The sequence below is a fragment of the Streptomyces sp. NBC_01717 genome (assembly GCF_036248255.1).
Lineage (GTDB): Bacteria > Actinomycetota > Actinomycetes > Streptomycetales > Streptomycetaceae > Streptomyces.
On sequence record NZ_CP109178.1, the window covers coordinates 6,770,774 to 6,792,638 of the forward strand.

A 21,865-nucleotide genomic window follows, 5' to 3' on the forward strand; every position below is an offset into this window, starting at 1 on the left:
CCGTCCCCTCATGACCATCCCCCGGTGAAACCTGTCGTACCGCCCGTGGCGCCGCCCGACAGGGCGGACTGCGTCACGGTGCTCTGCTGCCCCGCCAGCTGCCACAGCTCGGCGAGATCGGCCCCGGGCTGCACCAGGACCGCTGTCCAGCCCGATTCGCGCAGCAGCCGCAGCCGCTCCTCCGCCCCCGCGAGTGCGGCGCCGTGCGACTCTCCCTGCACCCAGGCGTCGCTGTCCAGCACGAACGCGACGGCGCCGCCGCTGCGCTGCCGCATCCGGGCCGCCACCGCCGCCTGCTCCTCGTCCAGATCGCCGAAGAAGGCGACCAGCAGCCCTTGGTTGCCGCCGCGCAGTACGTCGTACGCGCGCGAAAGGCCGCCCCCGTCGGAGTGGTCGACGACCGCGAGCGTGTCCATCATCAGTCCCGCCGAGTCGGCGGACTCATGGGTCGAGCCGGCGAATCCGCCCTCGCCCTCACCCGGCACCGAACTGCCGTCGTCGGTCAGCAGCCGGACCGCGAAGCCCCGCTCCAGCATGTGCAACAGCGCGGATGCGGCCCCCGACACCGACCATTCGAAGGCCGAGTCGGGCCCGGTCCCCTGGTAGGCGATCCGCCGGGTGTCCAGCAGCACCGTGCATCTGGCCCGCTGGGGCTGCTCCTCGCGGCGCACCATCAGCTCGCCGTAGCGCGCGGTGGAGCGCCAGTGGACCCGGCGCAGATCGTCGCCGTGCCGGTAGCCGCGCGGAATCAGGTCGTCCTCGCCGGCCAGTGCCAGCGCGCGCTGCCGCCCCTCGCCGTACCCGGAGGCCTCGCCCGCCAGCCGGACCGGCGGCAGCGGCTCGGTGCGCGGGATGACGACCAGGGTGTCGTACGCGCTGAACGACCGGGTCAGCTCGCACATCCCGAACGGATCGCTCAGCTGCAGCTGCAGCGGTCCGAGCGGATACCGCCCGCGCAGATCCGACCGCACCCGGTACGACACCTCGCGTCGGCCGCCCGCTTCCACCCGGTCCAGGACGAACCGGGGCCGCGGCCCGAGCACATAGGGCACCCGGTCCTGCAGCATGAGCAGCCCGGTGGGCAGCCGCGACACGTTCTCCATCCGCAGATGCACCCGCGCCTCGGTGCCCGCGGGCACCCGGGACGGGGAGAGCCGCCGGGTGCCCGCGACCCGGTAGCGGGTACGGAACAGCACCGCCACGCAGACCAGAGGGAGCGCGGCGAGCAGCAGCCCGACCCGCAGCAGGTCGCCCTGGCCCAGCACATACGCGCAGACCGCAGCCGCGATCCCGGCCGCGAGGAAGGACCGCCCGCGTGTGGTGAGCCCGCCCAGCGCGGCGCGCAGACCGCCCTTGTCGTCGCCGTCGTTCATCGCGGCCGGCCCCTCTGCTGCCATCACACCCGCCGCATGCCGGGCGGCTGCTGCCGGCCGTACGTCACGGGGCCCGGCTGGTGCTGCGGCGGCGCCGGGACGGTCGCACCGCCACCCGCGGTCGGCACCGGCGTCTGCTGCAGGATCTCCAGCACGACCTGCTCCGCGGTACGACGGTTCAGCTGGGCCTGGGCGGTGGGCAGCAGCCGGTGCGCGAGCACCGCGACCGCCAGCGCCTGCACATCGTCGGGCAGGCAGTAGTCCCGCCCGCTCAGCGCCGCCGAGGCCTTTGCCGCGCGGAGCAAATGCAGCGTGGCGCGCGGCGAGGCACCGAGCCTGAGATCCGGGTGGATCCGGGTGGCCCCGACCAGCTCCACCGCGTACCGCCGTACGGATTCGGCCACGTGGACCGTCCGGACCGCCTCGATCAGCTTCACGATGTCGTGGGCGTGTGCCACCGGCTGCAGGTCGTCGAGCGGCGAGACGCCGCCGTGCACGTCGAGCATCTGCAGCTCGGCCTCCGCGCTGGGATAGCCGATCGACACCCGGGCCATGAACCGGTCGCGCTGGGCCTCGGGCAGCGGATACGTGCCCTCCATCTCCACCGGGTTCTGGGTGGCCACCACCATGAACGGGTCCGGCAGTTCGTAACTGTGCCCGTCGATGGTGACCTGGCGCTCCTCCATCGACTCCAGCAGCGCGGACTGGGTCTTGGGCGAGGCGCGGTTGATCTCGTCGCCGATCACGATCTGGGCGAAGATCGCGCCCGGTTTGAATTCGAAGTCGCGCCGCTGCTGGTCGAAGATGGACACACCGGTGATGTCGGAAGGCAGCAGGTCCGGTGTGAACTGGATGCGCCGCACGGAGCAGTCGATCGACCGCGCGAGCGCCTTGGCCAGCATGGTCTTGCCCACCCCGGGGACATCCTCGATGAGGAGATGCCCCTCTGCGAGCAGCACGGTCAGCGAAAGCCGAACGACCTCAGGCTTGCCCTCGATCACAGCCTCCACCGACCTGCGCACCCGCTCCGCTGTGGTCGTCAGATCTGTGAGGCTCGCTCGATCGTCATAGGTCGTCACCCGGCCCTCCTCGGCCCTGCCCCACGCTCTCAAGGAGCAGGGGATACCCCATTCACGGGCCGATGCGCTGGTAGTTGGCCCGGCCACCCCGAAAAACGGACCCCCGCCGGAACGGTCCGGTGGGATGTCACACCCGCATTCTTGTTGCCGTTACCGCTTCGTGTCACTCGCCTGTGGATAAGTGGGTGCGAAATGTCTGGGTCGTGGGCATTTTAGGTGCCCGGAAAAATCCGCGAGCGTCAGATGACGGGGTGGATCTCGCGCAGCAAGCCGCTGGTCACGTCGAAGACGAAGCCGCGGACGTCATCGGTGTGCAGAAGGAACGGCGAGGTGCGGACGCGCTGCATCGACTGCCGTACGTCCTGATCCGCGTCCTTGTACGCCTCCACCGCCCAGACCGGCCGCTGGCCGACCTCCGCCTCCAGCTCCTGGCGGAACTCCTCGGTGATCGACTCGAGGCCGCAGTTGGTGTGGTGGATGAGTATGACGCTGCGGGTGCCGAGCGCCCGCTGGCTGATGGTCAGGGAGCGGATCACGTCGTCGGTGACCACGCCGCCCGCGTTGCGGATGGTGTGGCAGTCGCCGAGCGCCAGGCCGAGCGCGTCGTGGAGGTCGAGCCGGGCGTCCATGCAGGCGACCACGGCGACCTGCAGCACCGGCCGCGCGTCCATACCGGGATCGTCGAACTCGGCCGCGTAACGGGTGTTCGCCTCGACCAGGTGGTCGATGACCGTACCGTCGGTGGCCTGGCCGGCAGCGGGTGCGGGGTGCTCGGCAGGGGACTGCGCGGAAGTCGACATGGATATGACGTTAGCTGCCACCGTTCGCCTTGGCGTGCCGTGAGAAGGGACAAAGAACGTCAACGAGGCTTGTTGTGAGGTAACCCACAAGCATTAGGCCAGGTCACTCGACCGAGTGAACAGAGGGCGAGGCGACGCGCTGCCGGGCTCATTGATCGGGAATCGATCGAATGGCAGGGTGGACTAAGGTGACGGGAAGTTACCGACACCTTGCACATTCCGAAGATTTCCCCTGTGTGCGCGGCGTACGTACGGCCCGGCCCTCTCCCGCTCGCCGGTCGGCCGACGCCACTTCCCCGGCGCCGGCGGACCTCCCCTTCCGAGCGGGCGGGGACCAGGCCGTACGTGCAGCCACACGGGACTGAGCCTGAGAGGGCGCATGAGCCAGACCCGACACGTCCCGGTGATGCTCCAGCGATGCCTGGACCTGTTGGCCCCGGCTCTGGAGGTGCCGAGTCCGCAACAGCCCGTGGTCGTCGACTGCACCCTCGGTCTCGGAGGCCACAGCGAGGCCCTCCTCGCCGCCTTCCCGTCGGCCCGGCTGATCGCGCTGGACCGGGACAAGGAGGCGCTGCGGCTCTCCGGCCAGCGGCTCGCCCCGTACGGTGACCGGGCCACACTGGTGCACGCCGTCTACGACGAGCTGCCCGAGGTGCTCGCCCGGCTCGGCGTCCCCAAGGTCCAGGGAGTCCTGTTCGACCTCGGTGTCTCCTCCATGCAGCTGGACGAGGCCGACCGCGGCTTCGCGTACGCCCAGGATGCCCCGCTCGACATGCGGATGGACCAGACGACCGGCATCAGCGCGGCCGAGGTCCTCAACACGTACCCGCCGGGCGAACTCGTCCGGATCCTGCGTGCGTACGGCGAGGAGAAGCAGGCCAAGCGGATCGTCTCCGCGATCGCGCGCGAGCGCGAGAAGGAACCGTTCAGCAACAGCGCCCGGCTGGTCGAGCTGATCCGTGACTCACTGCCGCAGGCGGCCAAGCGCACCGGCGGTAATCCCGCCAAACGGACCTTCCAGGCGCTGCGCATCGAGGTGAACGGCGAGCTCTCCGTCCTGGAGCGGGCGATCCCGGCCGCCGTGGAGGCCCTCGCCGTGGGCGGCCGGATCGCCGTCCTCTCGTACCACTCGTTGGAGGACCGGCTGGTCAAGCAGGTCTTCGCGGCAGGCGCGGCCAATACGGCGCCGCCCGGACTGCCCGTCGTCCCCGAGCGCTACCAGCCGCGGTTGAAGCTCCTGACCCGCGGCGCGGAGCTGCCCACGGAGGAGGAGGTCGCCGAGAACCGGCGCGCGGCCCCCGCCCGTCTGCGCGGTGCCCAGCGGATCCGCGAGGAGGAGCGATGAGCGCAGCCGGTACGGCACCGGGAGAGGCCGAGGTGACGCCGTGAGCGGACCGGCCGGACAGCTCAAGGGGCGGGCCGCGAGACTCGCCCGGCTGATGCCCTCCGGGTCCAGCAGTGCGGCCCGTACGCCCTTCGTCCTGCTGGTCGTGCTGCTCCTCGGCGGCGGCCTGATCACCCTGCTGCTGCTGAACTCCGCGCTCAACGAGGGATCGTTCAGGCTGAGCGAACTGAAGAAGCGGACCACCGATCTCACCGACGAGGAGCAGGCCCTCCAGCGCGACGTCGACGGCCGCTCCGAGCCGGACGCACTGGAGCGGCGCGCCCGCGAACTCGGCATGGTGCCCGGCGGCAGTCCCGCCTTCCTCAACCCGGACGGCACGGTCCGTGGCGTCCCCTCCGAGGCCGTCGCCCAGCGGACCCGGGCACCCGCGGCCGCACCGCCTGCCGGCGCCTCGCCGTCGAAATCCGCACCGCCCCCGGCCCCGCCGTCCGCCTCCGCCAAGTCCCCGGCCGTGGCCGCCACGAAACCCAGCACCTCAGCAGCCCCGCCCGCACAACCGTCCACCCCGGCGCTGCCCGCCACGAAGCCCAGCACCTCGGCAGCTCCGCCCGCGCAACCGCCTACCCCGGCACACCAGTCCTCGACCAGTCCCGGCAGGTGACGCAGTGCCCTCGAAGGAACCGCCGCGCCGCCGGGTCCCCGGCCCCGCGCGCCCCCGCAGCGCCGCAGCCGGCTCGGGCCGCCCCCGGCCCGCCGCCCGCCGCCCGTCGTCGCAGGTCCCGCGCGGCCGCGCCCCGCGGGGGCCGTCGGCGCGCCCCCTGCGCCTCGGCAGCCCGCGCCCCAGGCTCCGCCTGGTCAGCCTGGCGCTGACGCTCGTCATGCTTGCGTTCGTCGTCCGGCTCCTCCAGGTCCAGGCCGTCGACGCCAGCGCGTACGCGGCCAAGGCCGAGGAGAACCGCTACCTCGAGTACACGATCTCCGCCGAGCGCGGCGAGATCACCGACCGCAGCGGCATCGCTCTGGCCATCAGCGTCGACGCGTACGACATCACCGCCGACCCCAAGATGTTCACGCCCGAGGACAGCAAGGCCCCGGACGCACCGCAGCAGGCCGCGGCCCTCCTCGCCCCCATCCTCGGCGTCGACGCCGGGGAGCTGACGAAGAAGCTGTCGAAGCCGAAGAGCCGGTACGCCGTCCTGGCGCGTCGCCAGACCCCACAGGTCTGGAAGCAGATCAAGGACCTCAAGTCCGTCTTCGCCGAGAAGGCCCAGAAGGACAGGGCGAACGGCGGACCCGGAGCCAATGTGCTGGCCGGCGTCTTCCAGGAGTCGACCACCAAACGGGTCTACCCCAACGGTGGGCTGGCCGCCGGGATACTGGGCTACGTCAACGCGGAGGGCAAGGGCGCGGGCGGCCTCGAATCGCAGCTGGACAAGAAGCTCGCGGGCGAGGACGGCAAGATCAAGTACGCCCAGTCCGGCGGCCGCCGCGTGCCCACCGCGGGCACCAAGGAGGTTCCGGCCGTCGCCGGTTCCGACATCGAGCTGACCATCGACCGGGACATCCAGTGGGCCGCCCAGAAGGCCATCTCGGACCAGGTGAAGAAGTCCAAGGCGGACCGTGGCTATGTGATCGTGCAGAACACCAGGACCGGCGAGGTCCTCGCCATGGCCAACGCCCCGGGCTTCGACCCCAACGACCTCTCGCAGGCCGACGCGGCGACGCTGGGAAACGCGGCCGTGCAGGACGTGTACGAACCCGGCTCCACCAGCAAGGTCATGTCCATGGCCGCCGTCCTGGAGGAGGGGGTGGCCACCCCCGGTACCCATGTCACCGTCCCCAACCGGCTCCACCGCGGCGACCGGCTCTTCAAGGACGACATCGACCACGCCACCTGGTACCTGACGCTCAACGGCGTACTCGCCAAGTCCAGCAACATCGGCACCATCCTGGCCACCGGACAGCTCGGCAAGACGCAGGCGGAGGCCAACAAGGCCCTCTACTCGTACCTGCGCAAATTCGGCATCGGCAGCCCGACCGGACTGGACTACCCGGGCGAGACGCCCGGCATCCTCGCCAAGCCGCAGGACTGGTCGACCTCGCAGCAGTACACGATCCCGTTCGGCCAGGGACTCTCGCTCAACGCCATGCAGGCCGCCTCGGTCTACTCGACGATCGCCAACGGCGGTGTCCGGATCCAGCCCACCCTGGTACGCGGCACCAAGGGCGCCGACGGCCGCTTCACCCCCGCGCCCACCCCCGAACAGACCCGGGTGATCAGCGCGAAGACCGCGAAATCGCTCGCGGGCATGCTGGAGTCGGTGGTCGGTGACGAGGAGGGCACCGGTACCAAGGCCCGTATCCCCGGTTACCGGGTCGCGGGCAAGACCGGCACGGCCAACCGGGTCGATCCGGTCCGCGGCGGATACCACGGCTACACCGCGTCCTTCGCGGGCTTCGCGCCCGCCGACAAGCCGCAGATCACTGTCTACTGCGCCATCCAGAACCCGACGAAGGGCAGCTACTTCGGCGGCCAGATCTGCGGTCCCATCTACAAACAGGTCATGGAGTTCGCGCTGAAGACGCTCCAGACTGCACCGTCCGGCAGCGGGTCCGCCCGCCTGCCGGTGTCCTTCCAGCCCGGCGAGTGAACTCGGGGTAACCAGCCAGTGACAACCATCACCCCCGATCCCGGGAACCGGAACGGGAGCGACCGGGGAGCGGCCCCCTCACCTCGCGAGAGGCCGGGTGCGCCCGGTACGCTCACCGCCGTGCCCCACGCTGAACAGTCCCAAACCATCCAGAAGGACGCCCCTGTGAACTACCCGGGAGCGCCCCGCCCGGATCGGCTCCGGCCGACCACCCTCGGCGAGCTGGCAGCCCGGCTGGGAGTCGAATCGCCCGGATCCGGTGAGGTCACCGGCATCACCCATGACTCGCGGGCGGTACGGCCCGGCGATGTGTACGCGGCGCTGCCCGGCGCCCGCCTCCACGGCGCCGACTTCGTCGCCCAGGCGGCCGGCCTCGGTGCGGCGGCGGTCCTCACCGACCCGGCGGGTGCCGAGCGCGCCGCCGCCACCGGACTGCCGGTGCTGGTCACCGAGAACCCGCGCGGCCGGATGGGCGAACTCGCCGCGGAGATCTACGGGCGGCCCGGCGCCGACCTCCTGCAGATCGGCATCACCGGAACGTCCGGGAAGACCACCACCGCGTATCTCATCGAGGGCGGCTTCCGGGGCGCCGGACGCAGCACCGGGCTGATCGGCACCGTCGAGACGCGGATCGGTGACGAGCGCATCAAGTCCGAGCGCACCACCCCTGAAGCGACCGACCTCCAGGCCCTGTTCGCCGTCATGCGCGAGCGCGGCGTCGACGCGGTCGCCATGGAGGTCTCCAGCCACGCGCTGGTGCTCGGCCGGGTCGACGGCTGTGTCTTCGACGTCGCCGTCTTCAACAACCTCAGCCCGGAGCACATGGAGTTCCACTCCGGCATGGAGGACTACTTCGCTGCCAAGGCTCAGCTGTTCACCCCGGAGCGCAGCCGGCGGGGTGTCGTCAACTTCGACGACGAGTACGGCCGCCGACTGATCACCGGGGCGTCCGTTCCGGTCGTCACCTTCTCCGCCGAGGGCCACCTGGACGCCGACTGGCGCGCCGAGGACGTCGAAATCGGCCCGCTGGGCTCCACCTTCACCGTTGTCGGCCCCAAGGACGAGCGGATCACCGCCAGGGCTCCGCTGCCCGGCCCGTTCAACGTCGCCAACACCCTCGCCGCGATCGTCACCCTGGCCGTCGCGGGCGTCGACCCGCAGACCGCGGCCGACGGGGTCGCCGCCGTCCCCGGAGTCCCCGGCCGGCTGGAACGCGTCGACGCCGGACAGCCGTACCTCGCGCTCGTCGACTACGCGCACAAGACCGACGCCGTCGAGTCCGTCCTGCGCTCCCTGAACAAGGTCACCGAGGGCAAACTGCACATCGTGCTCGGCTGCGGCGGCGACCGCGACACGACAAAACGCGGACCGATGGGGGCGGCAGCTGCCCGGCTCGCCGACACCGCCGTGCTGACCTCCGACAACCCCCGCTCCGAGGACCCTCTGGCCATCCTCGCCGCGATGCTCTCGGGCGCCGCCGAGGTGCCCGTCCACGAGCGCGGCGAGGTCCTGGTCGACGCCGACCGGGCCTCCGCCATCGCCGCCGCGGTCGCCCGCGCCCGGCCCGGTGACACCGTGCTGATCGCCGGCAAGGGCCACGAACAGGGCCAGGACATCCACGGAGTGGTACGCCCCTTCGACGACCGTACGGTGCTGCGCGCGGTCATCGCCCGGTCCCTGGGGCAAGAGAGCGCCGACGACGCCCCCGAGAACACCCCGGACCTCGCCCACACCCACGAGAACAACAGTCAGGGATGACCAAGTGATCGCCCTTACCCTCGCCGAGATCGCCGATATCGTCGGCGGGCAGTCGTACGACATACCGGATCCGGCAGCGACCGTCAGCGGACCTGTCGTCATCGACTCCCGAGCGGTGGAGCAAGGCAGCCTGTTCGTCGCGTTCGCCGGCGAGCGGGTCGACGGCCACGACTACGCGCAGCGCGCCGTCGAGGTGGGCGCGACCGCCGTACTGGCCACCCGCCCGGTCGGCGTCCCGGCGATCGTCGTCGACGACGTCGTCGCCGCGCTCGGCGCCCTCGCCCGGGCCGTCGTCGGACGGCTCGGCACCGCCGTCGTCGCCCTCACCGGCTCCGCGGGCAAGACCTCCACCAAGGACCTGATCGCCCAGCTCCTGGAGCGCAAGGGGCCCACCGTCTTCCCCGCGGGCAACCTCAACAACGAGATCGGACTGCCGCTCACCGCCCTGCGCGCCACCGAGAGCACCGAACACCTCGTCCTCGAGATGGGTGCGCGCTACATCGGCGACATCCGCTACCTCACCGGCCTGGTCCCGCCGCGGATCGGCCTCGTCCTCAATGTCGGCACCGCGCACATCGGCGAGTTCGGCGGCCGCGAGCAGATCGCCATCGCCAAGGGCGAGATGGTCGAGTCGCTCCCCGAGGACGGAGTCGCCGTCCTCAACGCCGACGACCCGCTCGTGCGCGCCATGTCCTCCCGTACGAAGGCCCGGGTGCTGCTCTTCGGCGAAGCCGCGGATGCGGACGTACGGGGAGAGAAGGTCCGTCTCACCGACGACGGCCGCCCCGCTTTCACGCTCCACACACCCACCGGGTGCAGCGATGTGACCATGCGCCTGTACGGTGAGCACCACGTGTCGAACGCGCTCGCCGCGGCCGCCGTCGCCCATGAGTTGGGCCTGTCCGCAGACGAGATCGCCGAAGCGCTCTCCGAGGCGGGCACCCTCTCCCGCTGGCGCATGGAGGTCACCGAGCGTCCGGACGGCGTGACGTTCGTCAATGACGCCTACAACGCGAACCCCGAATCCATGCGAGCAGCGCTGCGCGCGCTGGTCGCCATGGGGAAGGGCCGGCGTACGTGGGCGGTGCTCGGCCCCATGGCTGAGCTCGGCGACGCCTCGCTCGCCGAGCACGACGCGGTCGGACGGCTCGCCGTCCGGCTCAACGTCAGCAAGCTCGTCGCGGTCGGGGGCAGAGAAGCCTCCTGGCTGCAACTGGGCGCATACAACGAGGGTTCGTGGGGTGAGGAGTCGGTGCACGTGTCCGACGCACAGGCTGCCGTCGACCTGTTGCGCAGTGAACTGCGCGCGGGAGACGTCGTGCTGGTGAAGGCGTCCCGGTCGGCCGGCCTGGAAATGGTCGTCCAGGCACTGCTGGAGAACTCGACCGAGGGCGAGGTCACCGGCCGATGAGGCAGATCCTCTTCGCGGGGGCCATCGGGCTCTTCCTGACCCTGGTCGGTACCCCGCTGCTGATCAAGCTGCTGGCCCGCAAGGGATACGGGCAGTTCATCCGCGACGACGGCCCGCGCAGCCACGGCAGCAAGAAGGGCACGCCCACCATGGGCGGCATCGCCTTCATCCTGGCCACGCTGATGGCGTACGTCCTGGCGAAGGTGATCACCGGTGAGCAGATGCGCTTCTCCGGTGTGCTGGTCCTGTTCCTGATGACCGGCATGGGTCTTGTCGGGTTCCTCGACGACTACATCAAGATCGTCAAGCAGCGTTCGCTCGGTCTGCGTGCCAAGGCGAAGATGGCCGGCCAGCTGATCGTCGGCATCGCCTTCGCGGTGCTGTCGCTCCAGTTCGCCGACGGCCGCGGCAACACCCCGGCTTCCACCAAGCTGTCGTTCGTCACGGACTTCGGCTGGTCGATCGGCCCGGTGCTGTTCGTCGTCTGGGCGCTGTTCATGATCCTCGCCATGTCCAACGGCGTGAATCTGACGGACGGTCTGGACGGTCTGGCCACCGGCGCCTCCGTGATGGTCTTCGGCGCGTACACCTTCATCGGGCTGTGGCAGTTCCAGGAGTCCTGCGCCAACGCGGTCACCCTGACCAACCCCAACGCCTGCTTCGAGGTCCGCGACCCGCTCGACCTCGCGGTCGTCGCCTCCGCGCTGATGGGCGCCTGCTTCGGCTTCCTGTGGTGGAACACCTCGCCAGCCAAGATCTTCATGGGTGACACCGGTTCGCTGGCACTCGGCGGCGCGCTCGCGGGTCTCGCGATCTGCTCCCGCACCGAGTTCCTGATGGCCATCCTCGGCGGCCTCTTCGTGATGATCACCATGTCCGTGGTCATCCAGGTCGGCTCCTTCAAGATGACCGGCAAGCGGGTCTTCCGGATGGCGCCGCTCCAGCACCACTTCGAACTCAAGGGCTGGTCCGAAGTCCTTGTCGTGGTCCGTTTCTGGATCATCCAGGGCATGTGCGTGATCGTCGGGCTCGGTCTCTTCTACGCAGGGTGGGCAGCCGCCAAGTGAGCAACCAGGACTGGCAGGGCAAGCACGTCACCGTCGCGGGACTCGGTGTCAGCGGTATCCCCGCCGCCCGTGTCCTGAACGGCCTCGGCGCCGTCGTCACCGTGGTCAACGACGGGGACGACGAGCGTTCCCGTGCGCAGGCCGCCGAGCTGGAGGCGCAGGGAATCACCGTGCGCCTCGGCGACGGGGCGACCCTGCCCGAGTCCACCGAGCTCATCGTCACCACCCCCGGCTGGCAGCCCGACAAGCCGCTTTTCGCAGCAGCCGACGAGGCGGGCGTCCCGGTCTGGGGCGACGTCGAGCTCGCCTGGCGGCTGCGCGGCCACGACGGCAGGGAACCGGCCCCCTGGCTCGCGGTCACCGGCACCAACGGCAAGACCACGACCGTACGGATGCTCGCCTCGATCCTGGAGGCGGCCGGGCTGCGCACGGCGGCCGTCGGCAACATCGGGGTCTCCCTGCTGGACGCGGTGCTCGGCGACGAGACGTACGATGTACTCGCCGTCGAGCTCTCCAGCTACCAGCTGCACTGGGCGCCCTCGCTGCGCGCCCACTCCGCGGTCGTCCTCAACCTGGCGCCCGACCACCTCGACTGGCACGGCTCCATGGAGGCGTACGTCGCGGACAAGGGCCGGATCTACGAGGGCAACCGGATCGCCTGCGTCTACAACGCGGCCGACAAGGCCACCGAGGACCTGGTCCGGCAGGCGGACGTCGAGGAGGGCTGCCGCGCCATCGGCTTCACCCTCGGGACCCCTGGACCGTCCCAGCTGGGCGTCGTCGACGGCATCCTCGTCGACCGGGCCTTCGTGACCAACCGGCAGAAGCAGGCCCAGGAGCTCGCCGAGGTCGGGGACGTCAACCCGCCGGCCCCGCACAACATCGCCAACGCGCTGGCGGCCGCGGCGCTGGCCCGCGCGTTCGGCGTCGAGCCCAGGGCGGTACGGGACGGGTTGCGGGCCTTCCGCCCCGACGCACACCGCATCGAGCATGTCGCGGACGTCGCCGAAGTCGCGTACATCGACGACTCCAAGGCCACCAACACGCATGCCGCGGAGGCCTCCCTCGCGGCGTACGACCCGATCGTCTGGATCGCCGGCGGCCTCGCCAAGGGCGCCACCTTCGACGAGCTGGTGAGCGGGGCGGCGAAGCGGCTGCGCGGCGTTGTGCTGATGGGCCGCGACCGGGAACTGATCCACGAAGCCCTCACGCGACACGCCCCCGAGGTCCCGGTCGTCGACCTCGACCGGACCGACACTGGGGCGATGTCCGAGGCGGTCCGCGAGGCGGCACGGCTCGCCCGGCCGGGAGACACCGTACTGATGGCCCCGGCCTGCGCCTCGATGGACATGTTCGCCAATTACAACAAGCGGGGCGAGGCATTCGCGGACGCGGTCCGCGCACTCGCCGACGAGAGCGCCTGACGGGCCCGGCCGCCGCGCCGTACTGTCCCGGAGAACCGGGTACGGGCGGCTCCGCCGCGCGCCCCGGCCCTCGGCAGCAGCCCCGGGCACGAGCAGTGGAGGGGACAGCGACAATGCCGGCCGACGAGAGCTCCGCCGCGCGCGGCACAGGCCGCTCACAGGCGACCGCGGCGATCAGCCGGGCGCTCGCCCCACCCCTGCTGGCCTCCGCCCGTCCGGCAGGGCCCCCGGCGCCCGCCGGGCTCGCTCTGCGCGGCAGGCTGGCGGCGGGAGCCGGGCGGCGGCCCGCGGTGCCGCGCTCCAGGGGCCACGACGGCTCCGGCCCGCGCACCCCCCGCAGCAGCAGCGGTGTGCGGCGGATGTACGAGCAGGCACGCCGGGCCTGGGACCGCCCGCTGACCGCGTACTACCTGATCCTCGGCGCCGGCCTGCTGATCACCGCGCTCGGCCTGGTGATGGTCTACTCCGCTTCGATGATCAAGGCGCTGGAGCTGGACAAGCCCGGCACGTATTTCTTCCGTAAACAGTTCCTCGCCGCCGTCATCGGCTCCGTACTGCTGGTGGTCGCCTCCCGGATGCCCGTCAAGCTCCACCGGGCGCTCGCCTACCCGCTGCTCATGGGCACGGTCTTCCTGATGGTGCTGGTCCAGGTGCCGGGGATAGGGATGTCGGTCAACGGCAACCAGAACTGGCTCTATCTGGGCGGCCCCTTCCAGCTCCAGCCCAGCGAGTTCGGCAAGCTGGCCCTGATCCTCTGGAGCGCCGATCTGCTCGCCCGCAAACAGGACAGGCGGCTGCTGACGCAGTGGAAGCACATGCTGGTGCCGCTCGTCCCGGTCGCCTTCATGCTCCTCGGGCTGATCATGCTCGGCGGCGACATGGGAACTGCGATCATTCTCACCGCGATCCTCTTCGGCCTGCTCTGGCTGGCCGGGGCGCCCACCCGGCTCTTCGCCGGGGTGCTCGCCGTCGCGGGAGTCCTCGCCTTCCTGCTGATCAAGACCAGTCCGAACCGGATGTCACGCCTCAGTTGCATGGGGGTCAGCGAACCCGGCCCCGACGGCTCGTGCTGGCAGGCCGTGCACGGCATCTATGCTCTGGCGTCCGGCGGATGGTTCGGATCCGGGCTGGGTGCGAGTGTGGAAAAATGGGGCCAACTACCCGAACCTCACACCGACTTCATCTTCGCCATCACCGGGGAGGAACTGGGGTTGGCGGGGACGCTGTCGGTGCTCGCCCTCTTCGCGGCTCTAGGCTATGCGGGTATCCGCGTGGCCGGACGCACGGAGGACCCCTTCGTGAGGTACGCCGCGGGAGGTGTGACCACCTGGATCACGGTCCAGGCCGTGATCAATATCGGTGCGGTGCTCGGCCTGCTGCCGATCGCCGGGGTCCCTCTCCCGCTGTTCTCCTACGGAGGATCGGCCCTGCTGCCGACCATGTTCGCTGTCGGGCTGCTGATCGCGTTCGCGCGAGAGGAACCCGCCGCGAAGGCGGCCCTGGCCATGCGGAGGCCCGGGGTGAGATGGAAGACGATGAGACGGCGCGTCAAGAAGCGTCCGTCCGGAGAGCGGTGAATTTCGGTGCATGTCGTACTCGCCGGTGGGGGGACCGCCGGCCACATCGAGCCCGCGCTTGCCCTCGCGGATGCCCTGCGCAGGCAGGACCCGAGCGTGGGAATCACTGCCCTGGGCACGGAGCGCGGACTCGAGACCAGGCTCGTACCCGAGCGGGGGTACGAACTGGCGCTGATCCCGGCCGTTCCGCTGCCGCGCAAGCCCACCCCCGAGCTGATCACGGTCCCGGGGCGGCTGCGCGGCACCATCAAGGCCGCCGAGCAGATCCTGGAGCGCACCAAGGCGGACTGCGTGGTCGGCTTCGGCGGCTATGTCGCCCTGCCCGGCTACCTGGCCGCCAAGCGGGTCGGGGTGCCGATCGTCGTCCATGAGGCGAACGCCCGGCCGGGCCTGGCGAACAAGATCGGTTCCCGGTACGCGCACGGGGTCGCCGTGTCCACTCCGGACAGCAAGCTGCGCGGTGCCCGCTACATCGGCATCCCGCTGCGCCGTACCATCGCCACCCTGGACCGGGCCCGGGTCCGCCCGGAGGCGCGCGACGCGTTCGGCCTCGATCCCAACCTGCCGACGCTGCTGGTCTCCGGCGGTTCGCAGGGCGCCCGCCACCTCAACGAGGTGATCCAGCGGGTCGCCCCGCTGCTGCAGCGCTCCGGGATCCAGATCCTGCACGTGGTCGGCCCGAAGAACGAATTGCCGCGCATCGACAACATGCCCGGGATGCCGCCCTACGTCCCGGTACCGTACGTGGACCGGATGGATCTCGCGTACGCCGCGGCCGACATGATGCTCTGCCGTGCGGGCGCGATGACCGTCGCCGAACTCTCCGCCGTCGGGCTTCCCGCCGCCTACGTCCCGCTGCCGATCGGCAACGGCGAACAGCGGCTCAACGCCCAGCCGGTGGTCAACGCCGGCGGTGGTCTGCTGGTGGACGACGCGGCGCTCACCCCCGAGTGGGTGCAGAGCAACGTCCTCCCGGTGCTTGCGGATCCGCACCGTTTGTATGAAATGTCCCGCGCCGCCGCCGAGTTCGGCCGCAGGGATGCCGACGACCTGCTCGTCGGCATGGTGTACGAGGCGATTGCCGCACGCCGCAAGGCGTGAGGCGGGCGGGTCCGGGGGCGACGCCCCCGGACCCGGCATAAGGAGCGAGCGTGGCCGGACCGACGACCGCCCGGCGCGGTGCAGGGCAGCAGCAGGACGACCCGGCCCGCCCGCCGCGCCCCACCGGGCGCAGACTGCCCAGCCGCAGACTGCTGATCGTGATCGCCGTCGGCGTCCTGCTGCTCGCTTCGGGCTCCGTATGGGCGCTGTACGGCTCGTCCTGGCTCCGGGCCGAACAGGTCACGACCACCGGTGTCGACGTACTGACCCCGGCCGAGGTGGAGGCCGCCGCCGCGGTGCCGATCGGGGCCCCGATGGTCTCCGTGGACACGGACGCCATCGCGGACCGGTTGCGCCAGAAGTTGCCTCGTATCGACTCGGTGGATGTCGTACGGTCATGGCCGCACGGCATCGGACTTAAAGTGACCGAACGCAAACCGGTCCTGTTGATGAAAAAGGACACAAAGTTCATTGAAGTGGACGTGAAAGGCGTCCGTTTCGCCACGGTGGACAGGGCGCCGAAGCGCGTACCGCTGCTGGAGCTGACGCCCGATCAGTCGGCGAGTCTGCGCCGCTTCGGCAGCGGCCGACTGGTGCGGGAAGCGGTCCGGGTCGCGGGCGAACTCCCGGGTGCGGTCGCCAAGGACACCAAGGTCGTGCGGGTCACCTCGTACGATTCGATCTCCCTGGAGCTGACCGGTCGGCGCACGGTGGTCTGGGGCAGCGGCGAAGAGGGGCCGGTGAAGGCAAGAGTCCTCACCGCTCTCATGAAAGCGGCTCCCAAAGCGGGACACTTCGACGTGAGTGCACCCACCGCTCCTGCAGTGTCGGGCAGTTGACGCGCATTTGGCCTGGCCAGCACCCTGGTTGGTCAGCGCTACGGGTGATCACATAGGGTGAAAAGAAAAACGGGAGGTTCGGCGTGTTCGTTGAACGTGCGCCACTTGTCGACTTAGTGTCCTGTTCGGAAGAGTCCAAGAAGCAGACACACTGGTAACCCTAAACTTCAACGTTAGGGTTTGGGTCGGCGTTCGGACCGTCCCAATCGGCATCAGTCGTCGCCGCGGGATCCCGCGAAGCGACGACACGTAACTCGAGGCGAGAGGCCTTCGACGTGGCAGCACCGCAGAACTACCTCGCAGTCATCAAGGTCATCGGTGTCGGCGGCGGTGGTGTCAATGCCATCAACCGAATGATCGAGGTCGGTCTCAAGGGCGTCGAGTTCATCGCGATCAACACTGATGCGCAAGCCCTGTTGATGAGCGACGCCGACGTCAAGCTCGACGTCGGCCGTGAACTCACCCGCGGCCTCGGCGCCGGGGCCAACCCGGCCGTCGGTCGTAAGGCGGCAGAGGACCACCGTGAGGAGATCGAGGAGGTCCTCAAGGGGGCCGACATGGTCTTCGTCACCGCCGGAGAGGGCGGCGGCACCGGCACCGGCGGCGCACCCGTCGTCGCCAACATCGCGCGCTCGCTCGGCGCCCTCACGATCGGTGTGGTCACCCGCCCGTTCACCTTCGAGGGCCGGCGCCGCGCGAACCAGGCGGAGGACGGCATCGCCGAGCTCCGCGAAGAGGTCGACACCCTCATCGTCATCCCCAACGACCGACTGCTGTCCATCTCGGACCGCCAGGTCAGCGTGCTCGACGCGTTCAAGTCGGCCGACCAGGTACTGCTCTCGGGTGTCCAGGGCATCACCGACCTCATTACCACCCCGGGCCTGATCAACCTCGACTTCGCCGACGTCAAGTCGGTCATGTCCGAGGCCGGATCGGCGCTCATGGGTATCGGCTCGGCCCGCGGCGACGACCGTGCGGTGGCCGCGGCCGAGATGGCGATCTCCTCGCCGCTCCTGGAGGCGTCCATCGACGGCGCCCGTGGTGTCCTGCTCTCCATCTCCGGCGGCAGCGACCTCGGTCTCTTCGAGATCAACGAGGCCGCCCAGCTGGTGAGTGAGGCGGCCCACCCGGAGGCGAACATCATCTTCGGTGCGGTCATCGACGACGCACTGGGCGACGAGGTGCGGGTCACCGTGATCGCCGCGGGCTTCGACGGCGGACAGCCGCCGGCCCGTCGCGAGAACGTCCTCGGCGCGGGCGCCGGCAAGCGCGAGGAGCAGGCTCCGCCGGCCCGGTCCGCCGAGCCGGTGCGCCAGTCCGGCGGGCTCGGTTCCGTGCCTGTGCGCGAGGAGACCCAGGCCCCGGCAGAGTCCGTACCGGTGGCGAACGAGACCTCGATGTCGCCGGTCTCCCAGCCGCACGTCCCGCCGGCCCGTCCCTCCTACCAGGACACCCAGGCCGAAGAGCTGGATGTCCCGGACTTCTTGAAGTGATAGGCCGGCACCACGCAGTGACCGCAGTGTCCCCCGTGTCCTCGGGGGGTGGCGCTCACTTCGCCTTCACCGACAGGTGGGGTGGGGTGAGCGCCGCTCCGTACGGGGAGCTCAACCTCGGCGGCGCGGTCGGGGACGACTCCGCCGCCGTCCTCGCCAATCGCGAGCGCGCCGCCCGCAGCCTCGGTCTCGACCCGGCGCAGGTCGTCTGGATGAACCAGGTGCACGGGCGGGATGTGGCGGTGGTCGACGGGCCCTGGCCGGACGGTTCCGAGATTCCCGCGGTGGACGCGGTGGTGACCGCGCGACGCGGACTCCCGCTCGCCGTGCTCACCGCCGACTGCACCCCCGTACTCCTCGCCGACCCGGTCGCCGGGATCGCGGCGGCGGCACATGCCGGCCGCCCCGGCCTGGTCGCCGGAGTCGTCCCCGCCGTGGTCGAGGCCATGGTGACGCTCGGTGCGGAGCCCTCCCGGATCACCGCGCACACCGGCCCGGCCGTCTGCGGACGGTGTTACGAGGTCCCGGCGGAGATGCGGTCCGAGGTCGCCGAGGCAGTTCCCGGATCGTGGTCCGAGACCAGCTGGGGGACGCCGGCCGTGGATGTCACCGCCGGGGTCCATGCCCAGCTCGAAGCCCTCGGGGTGCGGGACCGGCACAAGTCGCCCGCATGCACCCTGGAATCGGGCGACCACTTCTCGTACCGCCGCGACCGCACCACCGGGCGGCTCGCCGGATATGTCTGGTTGGACTGATAGGGCATGACGGACCGTAAGACTCAACTCGCCGAAAATCTGGCACAGGTGGAGCAACGTATTGCTTCCGCCTGTGTCGCCGCCGGCCGCAAAAGGGAAGAAGTGACCCTCATCGTGGTCACGAAGACCTATCCCGCGAGCGATGTGCGAATCCTGCATGAACTCGGTGTGCGTCATGTCGCGGAGAATCGTGACCAGGATGCGGCACCCAAGGCGGCCGATTGTGCGGATCTGTCGCTCACGTGGCACTTTGTCGGACAGCTGCAGACGAACAAGGTTCGTTCTGTGGCGAGTTATGCCGATGTCGTGCAGTCGGCCGACCGGACCAAGTTGGTCACGGCGCTCTCGGCCGCCGCCGTGCGCGGTGGGCGCGAACTCGGGTGTCTCATCCAGGTCGCGCTCGACGCGGAGAGCGGTGAGCGCGGTGACCGGGGCGGCGTCGCGCCGGACGGGATCGAGGAGTTGGCCGACGCGGTGGCCGTCGCGCCGGGGCTCCGGCTCGACGGTCTGATGACCGTGGCCCCGCTCGCCGGACCGTACGCCGGGCGGCAACGCGCGGCATTCGACCGGCTGATGGAATTCTCATCCCGCCTGCGCGGGAACCATCCGGCTGCGAACATGGTCTCTGCAGGGATGAGCGCGGACCTCGAGGATGCGGTTGCGGCCGGAGCGACACATGTGCGCGTCGGTACTGCGGTACTCGGAGTCCGACCCGGGCTCGGGTAACGTCGCCAAGCAAGTCGGACCACAGCAGAAAATATGGTCATTCCCGCCTTTGGCGGGCAGGCCTGAGTGGATCGCGGGCACTTGGTGACAGGTTCCGATCCACCACAGAGCGGAGGACTCAGAGCATGGCCGGCGCGATGCGCAAGATGGCGGTCTACCTCGGCCTCGTGGAGGACGATGGGTACGACGGTCCGGGGTTCGACCCCGACGACGAATTCGAACCCGAGCCGGAGCCGGAGCGTGACCGGCGGCGGCACCAGCCCGCGCATCAGGTGGAGCGGGACGAACCGGTACGAGTGGTGCAGCCGCCCGCGCAGCGGGAGCCCGTCCAGATCCCGGCGGAGAGCGTGCGACCCGCCCGAATCGCGCCCGTGGCATCCATCACACCTGAACGCCCCAACATGGAGAAGAACGCACCGGTGATCATGCCCAAGGTCGTGTCCGAGCGGGAGCCCTACCGGATCACCACGCTGCACCCCCGGACCTACAACGAGGCCCGTACCATCGGGGAACACTTCCGTGAGGGCACTCCGGTGATCATGAATCTCACGGAGATGGACGATACGGATGCGAAGCGACTTGTCGACTTTGCCGCAGGACTCGTCTTCGGTCTCCATGGCAGCATTGAACGGGTGACGCAGAAGGTGTTCCTGTTGTCGCCTGCTAACGTCGATGTCACGGCGGAGGACAAGGCCCGCATCGCTGAGGGCGGATTCTTCAACCAGAGCTGAGAACACGACACCGGGAACGACCCCGGCCGAGAGGCCGGAGCTACGAGAGCCAGGGGAGAGGGAAGCGCGAAATGGGCGTCGCACTGCAGGTTGTCTATATCGCGCTGATGTGTTTCCTCATCGTGCTGATCTTCCGGCTGGTCATGGACTACGTCTTCCAGTTCGCACGTTCATGGCAGCCCGGCAAGCCGATGGTGGTGCTTCTCGAGGCCACCTACACTGTCACCGATCCACCGCTCAAGCTTCTGCGGCGGTTCATTCCGCCGCTGCGTCTCGGGGGCGTGGCACTCGACCTGTCCTTCTTCGTTCTGATGATCATCGTCTACATCCTGATCGCGATTGTGACCAGGCTGTGAACGATACGGTCTTGCCGACTGCCGACGACTACGTAGAGGTGAAGAAGAGATGCCGCTGACCCCCGAGGACGTGCGGAACAAGCAGTTCACGACCGTCCGTCTCCGAGAAGGCTATGACGAGGACGAGGTCGATGCCTTCCTGGACGAGGTCGAGTCCGAGCTGACCCGCCTGCTCCGTGAGAACGAGGACCTGCGCGCCAAGCTGGCCGCCGCCACGCGTGCCGCCGCGCAGAACCAGCAGCAGGGCATGCGGAAGCCGGAGCCGCAGGACCGGCCCGGGGCACCCGTGCCCGCCGCCATATCGGGTCCGCCGGTCCAGCAGCAGCAGCCCCCGCAGATGGGTCCCCCCCAGCTGCCCGGTGGTGCTCCGCAGCTGCCCGCCGGTCCCAGCGGTCACGGTCCGGGTCAGCACGGCCCCGGCCCTCAGGGTCAGCACGGCCCCGGCCCGATGCAGGGCGGCCCCATGGGCGGTCCCATGGGTCACGCGCCGCAGCAGATGCAGCAGATGCAGCAGATGCAGCCGCCGCAGATGCAGCAGCCCGGTCAGGGCCCCGGTGGCGACAGCGCCGCCCGTGTCCTCTCGCTCGCACAGCAGACCGCCGACCAGGCGATCGCGGAGGCCCGTTCCGAGGCCAACAAGATCGTTGGCGAGGCGCGGAGCCGTGCCGAGGGCCTGGAGCGCGACGCGCGTGCCAAGGCGGACGCGCTGGAGCGGGACGCGCAGGAGAAGCACCGCGTGGCGATGGGCTCGCTGGAGTCGGCCCGCGCGACGCTGGAGCGCAAGGTCGAGGACCTGCGTGGCTTCGAGCGCGAGTACCGGACCAGGCTGAAGTCCTACCTGGAGAGCCAGCTGCGTCAGCTGGAGACCCAGGCCGACGACTCGCTGGCCCCGCCGCGGACCCCGGCTGCCGCTTCGCTGCCGCCGTCGCCCTCGCTGGCTCCGGCCGGTGCGGGTGCCATGGGTCACACCATGGGTGGCAACCACGGTGGTCACGGTGGCCCGCAGATGGGCGGCAACCCGTCCATGGGCGCCGGACCGTCCTACGGTGGCCAGCAGCAGATGTCGCCGGCCATGACGCAGCCGATGGCACCGGTGCGGCCGCAGGCGCCGCAGCCGATGCAGCAGGCTCCGTCGCCGATGCGTGGGTTCCTGATCGACGAGGACGACAACTGAGCGGGTTGCGCGCGCTGAGCGCGTAGCCGTCGGCAGGCTGAGGGCCGGGCCCCGGGGATTTCCCCGGGGCCCGGCCCTTTTGCCGTGTGCAGAGGCTGCGGGTGCGCCCGTGGCGGTCCTTGTCACCTACCCGCTCCTCCCGGACCGGGGTGCCACCCCGGACCCCGCGCCGCAGTCGCCGACGAGGCGGGAAGATCAGGCCCCT

General features: G+C 70.2%; 19 protein-coding genes. 16 read left to right on the plus strand and 3 right to left on the minus strand.

Annotated features, from left to right (window positions below):
* Positions 1–8: 8 nt before the first annotated feature.
* The 3 genes from OHB49_RS30655 to OHB49_RS30665 form a co-directional block, all read right to left on the minus strand.
* A complete protein-coding gene (locus OHB49_RS30655) occupies positions 9–1,397 on the minus strand; it encodes a DUF58 domain-containing protein (RefSeq protein WP_030972915.1) in 1,389 nt (462 codons plus the stop codon).
* Positions 1,397–2,452: an AAA family ATPase gene (locus OHB49_RS30660; RefSeq protein ID WP_030972914.1), complete on the minus strand. Its 1,056-nt coding sequence runs from the start codon at positions 2,450–2,452 to the stop codon at positions 1,397–1,399. Before OHB49_RS30660 ends, OHB49_RS30655 begins: the two co-directional genes overlap by 1 nt.
* Positions 2,453–2,691: 239 nt before the next feature.
* Positions 2,692–3,252: a beta-class carbonic anhydrase gene (locus OHB49_RS30665; RefSeq protein WP_030972913.1), complete on the minus strand. Its 561-nt coding sequence runs from the start codon at positions 3,250–3,252 to the stop codon at positions 2,692–2,694.
* Between the two features lie 379 nt (positions 3,253–3,631).
* Here OHB49_RS30665 and rsmH point away from each other — a divergent pair, with 379 nt between their 5' ends.
* From rsmH to OHB49_RS30745, 16 genes are all read left to right on the plus strand, one after another.
* Entirely contained in the window at positions 3,632–4,597 is a 966-nt protein-coding gene (gene rsmH, locus OHB49_RS30670) for a 16S rRNA (cytosine(1402)-N(4))-methyltransferase RsmH (RefSeq protein WP_329164167.1), read from the plus strand.
* A gap of 40 nt (positions 4,598–4,637) precedes the next feature.
* Positions 4,638–5,258 carry an FtsB family cell division protein gene (locus OHB49_RS30675; protein ID WP_030972910.1) on the plus strand — a complete coding sequence of 207 codons (621 nt, stop codon included), beginning with the start codon at positions 4,638–4,640 and terminating at the stop codon, positions 5,256–5,258.
* Positions 5,259–5,262: 4 nt separating this feature from the next.
* The gene (locus OHB49_RS30680) at positions 5,263–7,248 is read left to right on the plus strand and encodes a peptidoglycan D,D-transpeptidase FtsI family protein (RefSeq protein WP_329164168.1); all 1,986 of its coding nucleotides are present in this window, start codon (positions 5,263–5,265) and stop codon (positions 7,246–7,248) included.
* An 18-nt stretch (positions 7,249–7,266) separates the two neighbouring features.
* A complete protein-coding gene (locus OHB49_RS30685) occupies positions 7,267–9,006 on the plus strand; it encodes a UDP-N-acetylmuramoyl-L-alanyl-D-glutamate--2,6-diaminopimelate ligase (RefSeq protein WP_329164170.1) in 1,740 nt (579 codons plus the stop codon).
* A gap of 4 nt (positions 9,007–9,010) precedes the next feature.
* Positions 9,011–10,417, plus strand: a complete 1,407-nt coding sequence (locus OHB49_RS30690) for a UDP-N-acetylmuramoyl-tripeptide--D-alanyl-D-alanine ligase (protein WP_329164172.1) — start codon at positions 9,011–9,013, stop codon at positions 10,415–10,417.
* Positions 10,414–11,484, plus strand: a complete 1,071-nt coding sequence (gene mraY / locus OHB49_RS30695; RefSeq protein ID WP_030972903.1) for a phospho-N-acetylmuramoyl-pentapeptide-transferase — start codon at positions 10,414–10,416, stop codon at positions 11,482–11,484. Before OHB49_RS30690 ends, mraY begins: the two co-directional genes overlap by 4 nt.
* Positions 11,481–12,908 (plus strand): UDP-N-acetylmuramoyl-L-alanine--D-glutamate ligase, encoded by a 1,428-nt coding sequence (gene murD, locus OHB49_RS30700; protein ID WP_329164173.1) that lies wholly within the window; start codon positions 11,481–11,483, stop codon positions 12,906–12,908. The genes mraY and murD overlap by 4 nt, the downstream gene beginning before the upstream one ends.
* A 113-nt stretch (positions 12,909–13,021) precedes the next feature.
* Positions 13,022–14,485, plus strand: coding sequence for a putative lipid II flippase FtsW (ftsW, locus tag OHB49_RS30705; RefSeq protein WP_329164175.1), 1,464 nt, complete (start codon positions 13,022–13,024; stop codon positions 14,483–14,485).
* A 6-nt stretch (positions 14,486–14,491) separates the two neighbouring features.
* Positions 14,492–15,586: an undecaprenyldiphospho-muramoylpentapeptide beta-N-acetylglucosaminyltransferase gene (gene murG / locus OHB49_RS30710; protein ID WP_329164176.1), complete on the plus strand. Its 1,095-nt coding sequence runs from the start codon at positions 14,492–14,494 to the stop codon at positions 15,584–15,586.
* A 50-nt stretch (positions 15,587–15,636) separates the two neighbouring features.
* Positions 15,637–16,425: a cell division protein FtsQ/DivIB gene (locus tag OHB49_RS30715; RefSeq protein WP_329164177.1), complete on the plus strand. Its 789-nt coding sequence runs from the start codon at positions 15,637–15,639 to the stop codon at positions 16,423–16,425.
* A gap of 275 nt (positions 16,426–16,700) precedes the next feature.
* Positions 16,701–17,918: a cell division protein FtsZ gene (ftsZ, locus tag OHB49_RS30720; protein ID WP_030972891.1), complete on the plus strand. Its 1,218-nt coding sequence runs from the start codon at positions 16,701–16,703 to the stop codon at positions 17,916–17,918.
* Positions 17,915–18,673 carry a peptidoglycan editing factor PgeF gene (gene pgeF, locus OHB49_RS30725; RefSeq protein ID WP_329164179.1) on the plus strand — a complete coding sequence of 253 codons (759 nt, stop codon included), beginning with the start codon at positions 17,915–17,917 and terminating at the stop codon, positions 18,671–18,673. Before ftsZ ends, pgeF begins: the two co-directional genes overlap by 4 nt.
* 6 nt (positions 18,674–18,679) lie before the next feature.
* Positions 18,680–19,399, plus strand: a complete 720-nt coding sequence (locus OHB49_RS30730; RefSeq protein WP_329164180.1) for a YggS family pyridoxal phosphate-dependent enzyme — start codon at positions 18,680–18,682, stop codon at positions 19,397–19,399.
* A gap of 125 nt (positions 19,400–19,524) precedes the next feature.
* Positions 19,525–20,130: a cell division protein SepF gene (locus OHB49_RS30735; protein ID WP_329164181.1), complete on the plus strand. Its 606-nt coding sequence runs from the start codon at positions 19,525–19,527 to the stop codon at positions 20,128–20,130.
* A gap of 71 nt (positions 20,131–20,201) precedes the next feature.
* Positions 20,202–20,486 (plus strand): YggT family protein, encoded by a 285-nt coding sequence (locus OHB49_RS30740; protein WP_030919359.1) that lies wholly within the window; start codon positions 20,202–20,204, stop codon positions 20,484–20,486.
* A gap of 49 nt (positions 20,487–20,535) precedes the next feature.
* Positions 20,536–21,660: a DivIVA domain-containing protein gene (locus tag OHB49_RS30745; protein WP_030972884.1), complete on the plus strand. Its 1,125-nt coding sequence runs from the start codon at positions 20,536–20,538 to the stop codon at positions 21,658–21,660.
* Positions 21,661–21,865: the final 205 nt, after the last annotated feature.